The organism is Sulfuricurvum sp. (assembly GCF_028688295.1).
Lineage (GTDB): Bacteria > Campylobacterota > Campylobacteria > Campylobacterales > Sulfurimonadaceae > Sulfuricurvum.
The window spans coordinates 1-14,667 of record NZ_JAQTYM010000058.1 but is presented as its reverse complement, the minus strand read 5'-3'; the positions used below and the strand labels follow the sequence as shown (position 1 = coordinate 14,667).

The 14,667-nt window shown below is 33.9% G+C and carries 13 protein-coding genes; 9 read left to right on the top strand and 4 right to left on the bottom strand.

The window, feature by feature from the left end:
* The 6 genes from PHR02_RS10515 to PHR02_RS10490 form a co-directional block, all read left to right on the top strand.
* Window positions 1-794 (top strand): TniB family NTP-binding protein (locus PHR02_RS10515; protein WP_299991929.1); only part of this gene is annotated, 794 nt, incomplete at its 5' end.
* Window positions 791-1,936: a TniQ family protein gene (locus PHR02_RS10510; RefSeq protein WP_299991928.1), complete on the top strand. Its 1,146-nt coding sequence runs from the start codon at window positions 791-793 to the stop codon at window positions 1,934-1,936. The genes PHR02_RS10515 and PHR02_RS10510, both read left to right, overlap by 4 nt.
* A 154-nt stretch (window positions 1,937-2,090) precedes the next feature.
* On the top strand, window positions 2,091-3,452 hold the full coding sequence (locus PHR02_RS10505; RefSeq protein ID WP_299991927.1) for a class I SAM-dependent methyltransferase: 1,362 nt from the start codon (window positions 2,091-2,093) through the stop codon (window positions 3,450-3,452).
* Complete coding sequence (locus tag PHR02_RS10500) at window positions 3,449-5,734, top strand: sensor histidine kinase (protein ID WP_299991926.1); 2,286 nt, start codon at window positions 3,449-3,451, stop codon at window positions 5,732-5,734. The genes PHR02_RS10505 and PHR02_RS10500 overlap by 4 nt, the downstream gene beginning before the upstream one ends.
* Entirely contained in the window at window positions 5,727-6,830 is a 1,104-nt protein-coding gene (locus tag PHR02_RS10495; RefSeq protein ID WP_299991925.1) for a hypothetical protein, read from the top strand. Before PHR02_RS10500 ends, PHR02_RS10495 begins: the two co-directional genes overlap by 8 nt.
* A complete protein-coding gene (locus tag PHR02_RS10490) occupies window positions 6,830-7,459 on the top strand; it encodes a hypothetical protein (RefSeq protein WP_299991923.1) in 630 nt (209 codons plus the stop codon). The genes PHR02_RS10495 and PHR02_RS10490 overlap by 1 nt, the downstream gene beginning before the upstream one ends.
* Here the strand turns inward: PHR02_RS10490 and PHR02_RS10485 are convergent.
* Entirely contained in the window at window positions 7,451-8,224 is a 774-nt protein-coding gene (locus PHR02_RS10485; RefSeq protein WP_299991921.1) for a DNA-processing protein DprA, read from the bottom strand. The genes PHR02_RS10490 and PHR02_RS10485 overlap by 9 nt on opposite strands.
* A 171-nt stretch (window positions 8,225-8,395) precedes the next feature.
* Between PHR02_RS10485 and PHR02_RS10480 the strand changes: the two genes are divergently transcribed.
* Window positions 8,396-9,448, top strand: coding sequence for a hypothetical protein (locus PHR02_RS10480; protein WP_299991920.1), 1,053 nt, complete (start codon window positions 8,396-8,398; stop codon window positions 9,446-9,448).
* Between the two features lie 123 nt (window positions 9,449-9,571).
* Here the strand turns inward: PHR02_RS10480 and PHR02_RS10475 are convergent, their stop codons facing one another.
* A complete protein-coding gene (locus tag PHR02_RS10475; RefSeq protein WP_299991918.1) occupies window positions 9,572-9,898 on the bottom strand; it encodes a hypothetical protein in 327 nt (108 codons plus the stop codon).
* Between the two features lie 732 nt (window positions 9,899-10,630).
* On the opposite strand from PHR02_RS10475, the gene PHR02_RS10470 reads away from it, so the two are divergent.
* Both PHR02_RS10470 and PHR02_RS10465 read left to right on the top strand, forming a co-directional pair.
* Window positions 10,631-11,656: a hypothetical protein gene (locus PHR02_RS10470; RefSeq protein ID WP_299991916.1), complete on the top strand. Its 1,026-nt coding sequence runs from the start codon at window positions 10,631-10,633 to the stop codon at window positions 11,654-11,656.
* Window positions 11,640-12,017, top strand: a complete 378-nt coding sequence (locus PHR02_RS10465; RefSeq protein WP_299991914.1) for a type II toxin-antitoxin system RnlB family antitoxin — start codon at window positions 11,640-11,642, stop codon at window positions 12,015-12,017. The genes PHR02_RS10470 and PHR02_RS10465 overlap by 17 nt, the downstream gene beginning before the upstream one ends.
* Window positions 12,018-12,019: 2 nt before the next feature.
* Here PHR02_RS10465 and PHR02_RS10460 read toward each other — a convergent pair whose 3' ends face one another.
* Together PHR02_RS10460 and PHR02_RS10455 are read right to left on the bottom strand one after the other, a co-directional pair.
* Window positions 12,020-12,802, bottom strand: coding sequence for a ribonuclease H family protein (locus tag PHR02_RS10460; RefSeq protein WP_299991912.1), 783 nt, complete (start codon window positions 12,800-12,802; stop codon window positions 12,020-12,022).
* A 392-nt stretch (window positions 12,803-13,194) separates the two neighbouring features.
* Entirely contained in the window at window positions 13,195-14,319 is a 1,125-nt protein-coding gene (locus tag PHR02_RS10455) for a hypothetical protein (RefSeq protein ID WP_299991910.1), read from the bottom strand.
* Window positions 14,320-14,667 lie beyond the last annotated feature (348 nt).

Sequence of the window (14,667 nt, the reverse complement as noted above, 5' to 3'; positions counted from 1 at the left end):
ACGGAAAAAACTTTCCTCGCATCACCAGTCTTCTTATTGTGGGTGAAGGAAACAATGGAAAAAGTTCGATCATTAGTCGATTTGCAGAACTGCATCCACCTTATGACTATAATATTGAACGTCCGGCAAATCTACCAAATGATTATTTCGATACCCATACCGGTGCAGGAATTCCGGTCGTACATGTCGATGCACCGAATGAGCCGAGCGAATCACGGCTTTATAGCCAAATTCTCTCCGAGCTTTCTGTCCCCTATAAAGAGACTGAAACCGTTGCACGAAAACAATACCTCGTACAATACTATTTGAAACTCCTCGAAGTTGAGATGCTGGTGATCGATGAAATACACAATATCCTGAGCGGTTCTATTGCCAGACAAAAGCAGATTTTAAATGCCATTAAGAGCCTCTCTAATGCGCTACAGATCCCGATCGTCCTTTCCGGCACCAAAGCTGCCCTTAGTGCTATAAATACCGATCCTCAGATCGAGAGTCGTTTTATGCCAATGTATCTTTCTAAATGGCAATTCGATGATGAGTTCGGAAGTCTTTTAGCAACTTATGCGAGTCGCCTTCCACTTAAAAATGAGTCAAAATTAACCGATGAAGCGGTGGCTGATGAAATTTTAGAGCTCAGTGACGGCTACATAGGCAATATGTTTGACTTGTTACGACAAGCTGCAAAGATTGCCATCGAAACAAAATCCGAACGTATCACTCTGGTCGAGATACGCGCATGTAATTATGTATCTCCACATCAACGCTCGAAAAACGCAATGCTCGAACAGTTATGATCAAAAAAGTCAAAAATCCGGCGGTTACTGCTTCGCGATTTTTGCTTATTCCTAAACCCCTCCCTGACGAGATCCTTAGCTCATGGCTTGCACGAACAGCATATGCCCATTTGACTCATCCCAAAACATTTATGAATATGCATTTCTCTACCGGAAAGTTCAATTGGAGACCCAATTTTGATGCATCAGTATCTGATGATGTGCTGCGTATTATTGAACGAAAAAGTACTCTTAGTTTTGAAACTATTTATCAGATGAGTCTCAAATCCTATGAGAGCTATCTCCAAGAATCGATCATACCTGATGGATTAAATACATTCATTGTGCCACAGCGATTCTGTCCAGTTTGTTTGAGAGAAGATCAATTCCCTTACTACCGAAAAAGCTGGAAAGTCCTTTTCACGACAGTGTGTTTCAGACATCATTGCTATCTTTATGATCACTGCCCTTCATGTGGCGCATTACTTAAACTCGCAAATATGTATCGTAATACTCTGCCGTTTGTGTTTTGTCACAAGTGTGGATTTGATTTACGAAAAGCACGAAAGCTGACAGTGCCGAAAACATTGGATTTAGCGTTTAAACGAATGCAGCGAATACGGTCAATTCTCAAAAGAGGCTATCTTGTCCTCAATAAAATCCCAATCTACTCATTTTTATTTTTTGAGGTCTTTGTACAGCTTGCTAAATTGATGCTCGCTTATAAAAAAAATGATTCAATAGATCATCAACCAAAGATCAAAAACTTTGCCAAAAGAACCCGTTTTACTAAAACCCAGCCTGTCATTCGTGAACTTAGTATTCCACAGCAATTTATTGTTTTATCGGCTATTATGGAATTATTTAGACACTATCCAAAAAAATTTGATCGCTTTCTAAAAGCTAATGCTCTCACTCATTGGCTGCTTACGAGAGATTTAAAAGAAATAGCATTTTGGTATGAAAATCTTTTGAATAAAGTGGCACCACAAACTTGTTTTACATCTGATTTATTGACATTACAAGAGATCCAAAATGCAGCCAAATGGCTAACCACCCAAGGGCTTATCCTCAATAAAATAATTTTGAAAAAACTATTTCAGTGTGACTTTTATCATAATAAGCTTGGTGCAAACATTGGCTTGAAGAAAAAAATAATCTAAAATCATTAGAGAGAACTAAACGAAAGTACAACTATCTTATAATAGGCATACAAAAGTAGTTTTTATTGTAAAACAACCTAGTTCATCTCCGCTACCCTCTTGTGCACCTTGAGAAAAAATGATACTATTAGAGGAAAAAAATTAGGTGTACACCGTGACAATAGCAATGCGACAGATAATTGATCAAAACGATGAGTTTGAAATTGCAAGTTGTGAAAAAAAATATTATAAAAAATGTCAAGTATATACTCCAGATAATATTATTAAAAAACTTTGGACCATGCTACATCAAGATAAAGAATACTATGAAAAAGTTCTTGATTTAGGTGCAGGCGATGGTAGATTTGCAAAGTTTGGAAACTATGGCGAATATATTGGTATTGAAATTGACAAAGATACTACAAACATAGATTTACCAAACAATGCTTCAATAAGAAAACAATGTGCCTTCTCATTAAAAGAAAAAGATTTTGATCTTTGTATTGGAAATCCCCCTTATGTAAGACATCAAGAATTAGAGTCTTCATGGAAAAAGAAATATGCTTCCATGATATCCAATAAGCTAGATGAAGAATTTACTCAATCATCAAATATCTTTGTATACTTTTTGGCTCAAGCACTTTTAAAAACGAAAAAAGATGGGAAAGTCGCCTTAATTATTCCGTTTGAATGGGCAACAAGACCTAGTTCTAGAAGTATCAGAAACTATATAAATAGAAATGAATGGTCTGTACATGTATATAGATTTACCGATGATGTATTTTCAAAAGTCTTGACCACAGCATCAATTACAATCATTGATAAATCTGACAAAACGAATAGTTGGAATTATTATGAGATTGACCCTTTATTTAACATAACAAAAACCATGGAGCCCACTGGCACTGAAAAAAAGATACTTCCATATAATCCAAGAGAGGATGGGCTCTATTCTCAACGGGGCTTAAGCCCAGGTAGTCAAAAAGTATTCTGCTTAACAGAAGAAGAAAGAAAAAAGCACAACTTGGAGATTGGAATAGATGTCTTACCTTGCCTAGTTAGCTTGAAGCCATTATCTAAAGAAAATAAAGTACTTACAAAAAATTTATTCCAAAAACTATATGTCGATAATAATCAACGTTGTTGGCTTGTTAATTCTCAAACTTTTGCAATATCAAACAATCTAAAACAATATTTCGATACTATCCCTTATGAAGACAGAAATACTTGGACGTGCAACAATAGAGATGTCTGGTGGAAATATCATAGTGTTAAAGCACCTACTTTTTTATATGCTTCAGCATTTACGGAATATGGCCCAAAAATTGTAATAAATAGAATGAATGCTATTTCTGTAAATTCTGCACCTGGAATATATGCAAATAGTAAAGTTAATTTATATAAGCTCTTAGATTACATTAAAGCTTACGATTTCGAGTCTCGGATTGTAAACCATTCTGGAAAATTAAAAAGAATAGAGATCAACCAAATGAACAGTGTACTTCAAGAATATATTAAAGAAAGTCAGTTCCAATGAGAAAAGCTCCTCAAAACAACCTAAATTATGATGAGAACAAGGATGAAGAAGGCTATTTTACTTTTTCTACAGATAGTGCTTTATTGAGTGAACTTGGAGAAAGACTAGTAGCTGACCCAAGTGTGGCACTAACTGAATTAATTAAAAATACATATGATGCGGATTCTGCTGTATGTACAATCATGATAAACCAGAATGAAATACTCATCGAAGATTTTGGCACTGGTATGAGCAATAATGACTTTGCAAGCAAATGGATGCGAATTGCAACTAGCAATAAGCAAGCTCATGTTTATTCTAAACAATACAAGAGATTAATGACTGGTTCTAAAGGAATTGGAAGATTTTCTGCAAGATTTTTAGGCAATATCTTAGAAGTAGAATCCATAACCAAACAAAAAGATGGTTATTTTAAACTTGAAGTTGCATTTGATTGGAATCAAATTGATCAAACAAGAGATATTAAAGAAATAGAAATAGGATATAAATATTTTAAAATTGATAATCCCATCAATATAAAAACAGGTACAAAACTGACGATCAAGGGTTTAAAATATTCTCGTGAAGATTTAAATAGTAAAAGTATTAAAACGGATATTTTAAAAGTTGTCTCGCCTCACCTTTCTCTCATTCCAAAAGACAAATACTTTACTGAAAATACGGCTAAAGAAAAACTTTCGGATCCAGGGTTTGAAGTCACTATTATTGGGATGGAAGATGATGATGAAATACAAGATTTATCAAAAGAAGTTTTAGATTTTTATGAAGTCAGAGCGACCATCTCAATTAATGAAAATGCAATTGAGGTTGAAGTATTTAATTGGAGTATTGACAAGGGTTACCAAAATACTCGGATATATAAAGATACATTCCCTTTTAAAAACAGTATCGGTTCCAAGGTATATGCTGACATAAGATATTTCCCTAGAAGAAAAGATATGTTTTCTGGGCTTAATGTAAATGGTGTAAAAGCTTACCAATGGGTGAAAGATAATTGTGGTGTATCTATCTTTGATAAAATGTTTCGTATTGTCCCATATGGGAATGAAGAAGATGATTGGCTCTATCTTGATGCCGATAATGCAAGAAGTAGAAGGGATTGGCGAAGTGACCTTACATTAAAATATTTTCAAATTCCTGATGACATTAAAAGTTCTACTAAACATACACCGGCTTTATATTTACCGACTACAAGACAGATAATTGGTGCCGTATTCGTTAAAACAGATTCTACCAATCCTAGTCATGACATTTTAAGCCAATCAATGGATCGATCGGGATTTCTTGATAATACTGGATTTAAAGACTTGGTGACTGGAATCAGATTTGGCTTAGAGTTAATTGCAATTTTTGACAAAGAAGAGCAGCTTAAACGTGAAGCATATGAGATTGAACAACATAAGAAACAAGTAAGAAATGAAATAACTCATGTTATTCATGAAATCAATGCATCTAACACCTTAACCAAAGAAGACAAAAATAGAATCATTAAAAGTTACCAGCATTTTTCAGACAATATTAATGAGATTGAAGAGTATGAGAGAAAAGCTAAAGAGAATATTGAAGTTATGGGTTTGCTAGGCACAGTAGCAGGATTTATGACACACGAATATGAAAGTACAATTTTTGATTTACAAAGAGCTGTAGATTTAATAAATTCATATAAAGATGTACCAAAAGAATTACAAGAAATCGCAAAAAGCTTACAAAATTCAATAAATAAATTCAACGGCTATATCAGTTATACAAACTTATTTATCAGAAATATCAATTCAAATTCAGTACAATTGATCCCGTTCAAAGTTAAGGCAGCCATTAAATATGTAATTAGTACATTTAAAGACTTTAGAAAAGAACGTGATATTGATGTGGATATAACAAATATTGATGAAGATCTTTGGTCACCACCTATGCAAGTATCTATTTTTCATGGAATAATCCACAATTTATATACTAATGCTTTAAAAGCTTTAATCTCTTCTGATAATAACAATAAGCAAATTAAAATCAGTGCGTTTAATACGGACAAATGGCTTATAATCAATGTTAGTGATAATGGACATGGAATTCCAGAAGGAATTCAAAATAGAATATGGGACCCATTATTTACCACAACATCAACTAAGAACAACCCTATTGGTAGTGGTATGGGGTTAGGCCTTCCGTTATTAAAAAAAGTGGTTGAAGCACTAAAAGGTAAAATCTTAATTTCAAAATCTGAAGAAGGTTTCAACACAACATTTACTGTGATGCTACCAATTAAAAAGGACAACAATGGATAAGATACTACTAATTGAAGATACTCTTGAAGAACGTAAAAAGTTAGAATCGGCCATTAATGATGCTATAAAATCATATGGCTTACATGAAGTCTTAGAGCTAGAGGTGTTGCAAAATACAAATGAAGACCTTAATTTCATGTTCCCAGACAACAGCGTAAAAGACACTCAGGCACTAGAAGACAGATTATCAACTTATTTAAACAGCAGAAAAGATATTAAACTGTTAGTTATCGATCATGACTTATCTGGATTCAAAAACGATAAATTATCTGAACCTGTTATTTCTATCGCAAGTCATTCTTCAAGCATCCCATTAATACGATATGCCAGAATCAATAGAAAAAGTGTAGATACTTTAGCAGATGCTATAGATGCGGGTTCAGAGTTTTCAATCAAAATCGATACAAAAAACCCAACAGAAGCAGCAAAAAAAATTATTAATGCATATGATGGGTTTTCTAAAATTAAAAATGCCATTGAGATACTTGATGACACACAAAGATCTAAAGGACCATCAAGTATTATTGCCAATATCACCAACGCAAAAACTCAAGAAGACAATTTTTGGATGTATGTATCTGGAGCTAGTTTATTAAAAGAGTTAGTTGAATTAAACGAAGTGATGATTGCACAATCTTTAAATGATGAACAAAAAAACAAGTTAGTCATTGATCGCTTATCATACATTATAGGTTATTGGTTTTACAACATTATATTGACATTTCCAGGTGTCATATTAAATAAAATCGCAACAAGCTCTTATTTGCATATTACACAACAAGATTTAGAACAAAATCAACAATTCTTTGAACCAGCCAAATACAATGGACCATTTTCTTTAACAGATGAATATTGGTGGAAAGAAAAGCTTGATGAGATTTTAGATCAAGAAGAGGTAGACACTGGATTTGATTTATTAGCAAAAAATGGTATTCATGTTGAAAAACAAGAAGGAGGATATTATTGCATAATGACGCAACAAGCTATCAGTTTCGAAGATTCTAGATCCTTATCTTGGTTGCCTAATGGTGCGATCTTATCTAAGGTAGATAAAAATTTATATGATCAGTACGCTCCATTTTTTGGAGAGTACTGATGCATAAAAAATATCAAACAGCTATAAATAAGCTTTCTTCCATCCTTGAAGGCAAAGGAATCTTTACAAAAATAGATCCAAATTATTTATCAAATACATGTCGGGGAACAATATGTCTCTATATAGAATCAAAAACTTTTACAATGAGAAGCGACAAAAATCTAAAACTTTATATATATGGAACTTTAACATACTCTTCTGATTCAAAGCTAGAAAAATATGGAACAAAAATGGTCTTAGCTAAAAAAAATACGAGTGATGAAACTGAACAAGTAATACATTCTTTACATTTTGATGGTGATGTGAATGAAGTAAAAACAGATCATCCAATTTTTCATATGCAATTTGACAATACTCTGATTCATGACATTTCTTCTAAAGATTCTAATTATTTTCAAATCAGTCCATGGCCTGAAAGTAGACTTATACGGATTCCAACACCACAGATGGATGTATTGACCTGCTTATACTATTATTTACAGACAATGGATCAAACAAATCAATATAAACTACCTCGTACCTATTTGGAAGATATAAAAAAAACATTTGGAATCATATCTGTGACACATGGTTTTACCGAAGAAATTTCAAAAGTAATGTTTCCTCAAATGATATTTCCATCACAGTAAGCCAATAACCCCATTCGTAACTGCAATTCTTCCATTTAACTCTGCCTCATAAACTCGATCCCCAAACTTCACTACCGCTTCTTCATACGTTGGTCGCGTAGCGCAGAACAACATAAATGGATCACTTTTATCAATCTCAGAATTTACCATCCCGAATTTTCCCACAAAAGTATCGATGTCATAAATAGCTTCAGCTTTTCCACTAGCCAACAATCTATTTGTACCTTCGCTCTCACCGATCCGATGCGGTAGAACATAAATTTTCTTACCCATCTCCAGTGCGAATTCGACACTTCGCATACTCCCACTGTCAATATCAGCCTGCGTAACGATCAAAACGTCGCCCAGAGCTACAACTACCTCATTTCGCACCACAAAACTCCAGTTTGTAGCTTGAAACCCCGGATCAAACTGACTTATTGTAAGACCACTATTCTCTATGTTTTCCAATAACGATTTATTGACTGCTGGATAGCGTAAATCAACCCCACAAGGTAAAACTGCGATCGTACTATCACTTCCCGCTCCTCGATGAGCTATTGCATCTACACCCATTGCTCCGCCGCTGACAATGCACACTCCAATCCTCGATAATTCACTTGCTAAACGATGTGTCATCTGTTGAGCATATTGATTTGGCTTCCGACTGCCGATTATGGATACTTTTCGTCGGGTTAACAAATCAAGATTGCCTTTGTAATACAATTTTTCTGGATATTTTTTCATCGAATCAAGTGCGGAGATATGCTCCTCAATTGTATGCATCAACGACCCCTATAGAGTATTTTTAAAGAGTATACCTATGTTCAATAAATGTCGTAATTTTATGTCAAATTGTCAATTTATATTAAAAAAGTTCGAAGTTCATTCTTGAAATTTGTGAAAATATGAATATACTACAATATCTACTATTCTCTACGAATTTAAGGACAACATATGATGAGCTCAAACTCAATACTCTATTATCCCTCGATAGAATTCCGCGATGAGAACTGGTTAAAAGCAGCATTATTAATTTGGGACAATGTGTATCGAATAGTACCTTATGCCTATATTCCGAATGATAGCGATGAAATAAAATTTGCTATAGATCAAGGCAGAATTAAAAATGTTACGTTAGAAGAAAAAGACCTATCTAGGACTTTTGACAAATATAACAACTTTATTGAGAATCTGAGTTTTATTCCTGATGGCCTAGAAAATTCTGATGGTACAACTAAAATACATAGGGATAAAATAGATAGCCGACTATATCCAGTTTTAGAATCTCTCGCAAAAAAATTTGATGATCAGTGGATTGAAATGTCTTCTGCATCTGCACGCGGCTACATGATGTATTTATCCCAAATAGTTGCAGAAAATAGAAGATTTGCCAGAGCTACCGATAATGCTGATTCATGGATAATGTCTGTATACATGAATGAGAATGGAAACTTTTCAGAATTTGTCTATGATCAAGGTGCAGAAGGACAATATGCAAGTGTAGAAATTTTAGATTTAATTCCAGTACGTGATATCAACCGAATGAGTATACAAGATGTGGTAAATAAAACAATGTCCCTATCTGATGAACGAAATGAATTCAGGTTAATTGTAAATAATTTCTTGAATGAGTTAACAGGATGCTCAACTGAAGATGGCACCTATGAAATGGTCGAAAAATACAAAGATGAATTAAGACGAGTAAAGCAACAATTTAAACAAAGTACATCTTTCAGTGGAGATGAGTTTATCAGGTCATCAATTGCGGTCGGTGTTCCAACAGCACTTACGACATTTAGTACAATATATGGGATGAGTCAATCAGTTACTGCACCAGCAATTTTTAATTCAATTGCAGTAGGTTTTGTAGCTGCAATGGCTGATTATTCCAGAGTGAAAAAAAACAATAGAGGTCCTCAACTTGGGGCTTTTTTGATGGATCTGGAAAGAGGCCCGAAACTGAATCATAACTATAATTATATTATGGATCAATTCATTAATGACTAGTAGATAAAGTATAGTAAATCAATTTCAACAACGATTATAACAATACCTCCCAGCATTACTTTTCCCCCTAATAAGAGGGAAGTGAGCATAGATTATATCGATGGCTGGAAATAAAATACCCTATTAATCCTCGTCATCATCATAGGAGTCTTGAAGTTCAGGATCCATTTCGTGAAGATATGAGCCGGCACCTTGTATATATTGCTCAATCTCTTGAAATCTTGGATCATCTTCAGTGATACTAATGAATACTTTTCCATATTCACTGCCATCTCCAAGATCAACTTCTGTCATATCGCTTGTATCTTCATAATCTGACTCTCCTTCAGAAAGGCTATTGGCAATATCTGAGTCATATAGTTCTTCAATTGTTCCATTTTCACTGCACAAAACATCTATTGTATTGTACTTTTCATCTTGATTAACTGTTACAATTTTTATTGAATTCATGGTTTTCTCCTGCTTCCATATTGATCATCTTTTTCTTCATGATCAGTGAAGTTTTTAGAAATTAAACTGAACTGATTTTATTCAGCATCAGTACAATCACTCTACTTTTGACAATTTCTACATATATTAATGACTAAAGCGTGCAGATACGTTGCACTAACTATCTAATAGGCGTGCATTTCGCACAATATAAGGTATAAAGGAGGTTATATAGGTCTTTTCCATGACCATCAGCTACCAAAAATGGTTTGCATTAAAATTATAAAATAATTAGCTGAAAGATTTTTTAAAGAACATTAACAGAGAGGATTTTTTTATCGATTTAGTATACAAATTATCTAATGATTCATTTAATAAAGTATTAACCAAAACGTTAAATATCTGAACCCCTATATTTTTCTTTATAAGCTAGAATAACTCCATCATGAAGATGGAAAATTCTGCCATCTTGATCAGCAGCAATATTTGGTAGCAGTGACTAGGGCACTTACATAGCAAAGATTTTTTAAGCATAAGACAAAATCATTTAAAGATATTTTGTCCATTTTATCGTACGCGGGACTAAATATGATATTTTATATCTCCATGCGGATAAAATAAAGCGCCATCTAAGCGCTTCTACCCAAACAAAATACATCAATAAAATCATCAGAATAAAACCTAGATAATTTAATATGTGCTATAGTTTCAGTTTACTAAATATTATTTAGTGTATATGCGTGAAGGTTTGTGATGTGTGATTATAAAGATAAACGGCTTGACCGTAGTGGAATAGAGAATGTAATTGCCGGCACAGGTGTTTTGTACACTATAGAAGAGAAGTCAGCCGGACAAAAAAACTATCATATAACCCAAGGTGATAAAACCTGTATATTGACTGTTTACTTAAAAGGAGATGGTAGAACTACACTTACTCCAGCCGGTAAAGACAAAGAGATCGCAATGCCGATTTGTAATGCCATTATCGAGAAGACGTCTTTCTTACCCTTAAAAGATGTAAATTTTTCTATCCTTTTACCCCAAGAAGACTTTGATAAGTTGCTAACGGCAATAAAGTCTGAACATGCTGAGGATATTAATGAAAAAGAGATTAGCGGGGGAACACAGTACCAGTTTAGGAAGGATAAAGAGGGTACCTTTACGTTCAAATACTTTACTCGGAGCAAGAAGTTGCAACTCCAAGGCAAAGTGCTTTCATTTTTCACGTTTCTCTCTAAGGAACTGGAAAATCTTGGACATGATGTTTTAGGCAAAGTCATAGATGATTATGAAGAGATCAAATCTGCTCCGGTAGATGATCTTTTGGCGGTGCACCTTCCAACATTGCATGGGAAGTTATCATTAATAGTCAAGACCATTATTACCCCGTCGTTGAAACTTATTAAAGTAAATTTTGATTTTCCCGATCATTCCATTATGCTAACACCAGCTTTTAGAGTAATGGAACATGTCATGATTACTATCCTTGAAGAGAACGGATATCCATATAACGAGAAAACTGGGTTTAATATGTTCGGACATAATGCACCTAAACATATGTATCAACTTAGATTAAACGATAGTGCACCAATTGCATCGGAAACTAAAAATAAACTGGATAAATGCTATACTTTCTACAATGAACATAGACATGGTCTATCACACTTAGGCCTAGACACAACTGAGGCTCGTGTGATACAAGACCGTAATAAAGCCATAGACTTACTATTGGAGTCTTTAGGATTAATGGAGGACTTAAGCGATGCATTTCCATCGTAAGGGTGAGTTTTACTATACTATTCTCAAAAAGCATATATATTTGATTGCTTCTTCTTACAATGCGTCATTACGTAATGATGAAATGCTTGTTGAGGCATTAAAAAAGCTTGGATATGAGGGTTATGTCACTGTCGATATGCTTTTACGCAATGGGAACGAAGACAACCGCTTCTTGGAGGTGTTTTTTGACGGGCAGCATTTCAAGACAAGGAATGCGACGATCTTAGAAGACAAGAGTAAGATAGTAGCTATTGAAAAGAATTTTTATAAAATGCACACTGAGCTCGTAGAGAACTCTATTTTATCAATGAGTGAGAAGAGTACCCTGCTCTCTGGAGAGAGCCTCTTAAATGCTTGTTAACCCTACAGAATCTCTTTTACAAAGTCATAATTAAATTCCGTATACGATTTTTCCTGCGATGAGATCGCAAACAGAGCCATTCTGTCAGCCAATTCATTTCCCTCATCCCCAGCGTGTCCTTTGACGTGCTTTATGACTACAAACTCTTTTATTTCATCATAAAGCGCGTGTGTAACCTGTATCTTCTCAAGATTCTTGATATCTCCACCCTTTTTTGTCCAGTTATTCTTCTTCCAAGTATAAGCCCATTTGCTAATACAGTCGATGCTATATTGTGAATCAGAATAAATAGTGATTTTCGGAAAGTTGTCCTTCTCTACGGCTGCGATCTTGAGAGCTTTTTGTAATGCGTTGAGTTCTGCAGTGTTATTCGTTCCTAAAATGTGAAATTCACCATAAAGAAGAGTAGGTTTCTTTCCTGGATAATAAATAGCAATACCGCTCCCTGCTTCCCCCGGGTTATTAGAGCAGGCTCCATCACAATAGATAGATAAGGAATTCATATTGGTATCGTCAGTAAATTTTTCACTTTCTTCTACGCGCTGCAAGTTTGCACTACCTTTCATAAGTTGATAATTTAAAAGTATCTGGTTTTGATTCTCTTCAGAAAAATCCCCACGAAGTAAAATAAGCTGTTCTCGAATTTCATCACTAATCTTTTGATTAAGAACATGAGATGTCCATGTCGAGTTAAGAGGAAAGGAGAGATCTAAAAGCTCTGCTTGAGCCTTGTTGAGCGAGAAGTTAAAAAGTATGTCTTCCATAAATGATTCATCTATAATCAAAATTATACTCCTAGCCTGCTAATTGATATCAGAATTTTACCATACTATGAAACTGTACAGATTAGAGGATTACCCTAAACATTTGTAATGAACTGAATATTGAAAAACCCGCCATATGAATTTGAAAAAAAGCATAATAAATCGATTGACAAGAAGGTGTTATTAGCTGGCTGACTTTTTGTCTACCATAGGGGATCATTCCAAAATTAAAAAATGAAATTTTAGTGATTCTAAATTTCTTAACAGAGAGAGGCTCTGCAATTGGCTATCTATTGAGAGATGAAATTTTATAAACAAACGTTCATGCAAATCATAGGTGGAGAGTAGCCTCCAATTGTTCTCAAGTGATTTTTACTTGTTTTAATGAAACTATCTCTTTTTCTGTGTATCAGTTACGATTGATCAATTTTTTGATTAATTACATTTACATGCTTACTTATTGATTCATGAATAACTTTCATCTCATCTATAGAATCACGCATTCCTTTAATACCTAAGCGAATAGTATTCACTCCTTTTTGTCCATCTATATTGAGTAAATTCCCTTGTTTGGTAGCATTTATAAAATCTAAGTACAAGCTATTAAATGTTGGTTGAATGCCATCAATAAATTTTCTGTTTAATTGTTCATATAGCCCAAAGGACTCTTTGACATCAACAACGATCTCTTTCTTATAATATATATCATAAACTTCTGCCTCTTCTAAGAGTTCGGCATACGTTTCATGAATTTTAGCAATATTTGATGCGGAAGAAGCAAGGCTCGTCTGCATGGCCCCCATGGAAATTTTGAAACTTTCAAATTCTTCAGTAGTCAGATTCCCTTGATCTGATTTCTCAACTATCTTCAATAGTCCTTCTAAATTATCAATCGCAAAAGAATATTCATTAATCTGATTAGCCGTATTATTCAATATCATTTGCATGTTTTTATTTATTTTATACTTTTGTGACACATGTCGTAACGCATCTTCTCGCTTTTGGGTGTCTTCAATATTAGTAAGTTTATTATTTATAAAAAGGGTTGCGACAGCAATTATAATAGCTGTTACAATAGGGAAATAGAGTTTTTCTAATAACCATTGAAAATTTTGCTTTTTACTGTGCTTATTCTCAAAATATCTATCATAAATGACAACAATTTCTTCTCGATAATTAGAAAGTAAAGTTTCAATTTCGTTAAAAAAGACAACAATATTGGCAATAAAACTACTGGCCGTATTATCTTGTCCTTGATGAAGCAATTGACTAATAATGATTATTTCATTACGCTTGTTGCCACAAATATCATCAATATAGTTAATGATATATTCTTTTTTTTCGCCATCATCGATCATTTTGATAAGCTCATGGAGCTTAACTTTTGTACTTGTCAGAATTTCTTGCACTTTTTTAATTCCATATAGAGTTGAGTCTGAGCTATTGTCAAATGCCTGAAAATTAAAATTTGATAATTCATGTTCATAGCTTGTAATTAATTTTTTTAATTGACTTTGAACTGTTTGTATTGACTCCATCACCATCCTTCTTTTTAAAATGACTTTTAATATGTAAAAGTTGCAAGAATTTCAAAAAATCTATATGAATAACATGGTAATAAAATATTCATATGTTTTCGATTATATACTCGTTTAAAATTCTGATGCGTATGCCCAAACACTAAATTGTGCATTGAGCTGTTATCAAGATACTCCCATCAAAGCACTAAAAGGCACGATAGTCTTTGAGCGATTCATGATTGGCACTGGAATGCCGATCAATCTGATCGAGTGCAGGTTGATAGTTGTATATGGCTTTGAACCGCTCCCACTAGAATAGTGTAGAGATATGTGTCATCATAAAATTTATAAATTATTTTAATAGGC

Excerpts from the sequence above, each read along its gene's own strand:
- PHR02_RS10510 (WP_299991928.1), top strand. The coding sequence starts at position 791 with ATGATCAAAAAAGTCAAAAATCCGGCGGTTACTGCTTCGCGATTTTTG.
- PHR02_RS10500 (WP_299991926.1), top strand. The coding sequence starts at position 3,449 with ATGAGAAAAGCTCCTCAAAACAACCTAAATTATGATGAGAACAAGGAT.
- PHR02_RS10495 (WP_299991925.1), top strand. The coding sequence starts at position 5,727 with ATGGATAAGATACTACTAATTGAAGATACTCTTGAAGAACGTAAAAAG.
- PHR02_RS10490 (WP_299991923.1), top strand. The coding sequence starts at position 6,830 with ATGCATAAAAAATATCAAACAGCTATAAATAAGCTTTCTTCCATCCTT.
- PHR02_RS10485 (WP_299991921.1), bottom strand. The coding sequence starts at position 8,224 with ATGCATACAATTGAGGAGCATATCTCCGCACTTGATTCGATGAAAAAA.
- PHR02_RS10480 (WP_299991920.1), top strand. The coding sequence starts at position 8,396 with ATGATGAGCTCAAACTCAATACTCTATTATCCCTCGATAGAATTCCGC.
- PHR02_RS10475 (WP_299991918.1), bottom strand. The coding sequence starts at position 9,898 with ATGAATTCAATAAAAATTGTAACAGTTAATCAAGATGAAAAGTACAAT.
- PHR02_RS10470 (WP_299991916.1), top strand. The coding sequence starts at position 10,631 with ATGTGTGATTATAAAGATAAACGGCTTGACCGTAGTGGAATAGAGAAT.
- PHR02_RS10465 (WP_299991914.1), top strand. The coding sequence starts at position 11,640 with ATGCATTTCCATCGTAAGGGTGAGTTTTACTATACTATTCTCAAAAAG.
- PHR02_RS10455 (WP_299991910.1), bottom strand. The coding sequence starts at position 14,319 with ATGGAGTCAATACAAACAGTTCAAAGTCAATTAAAAAAATTAATTACA.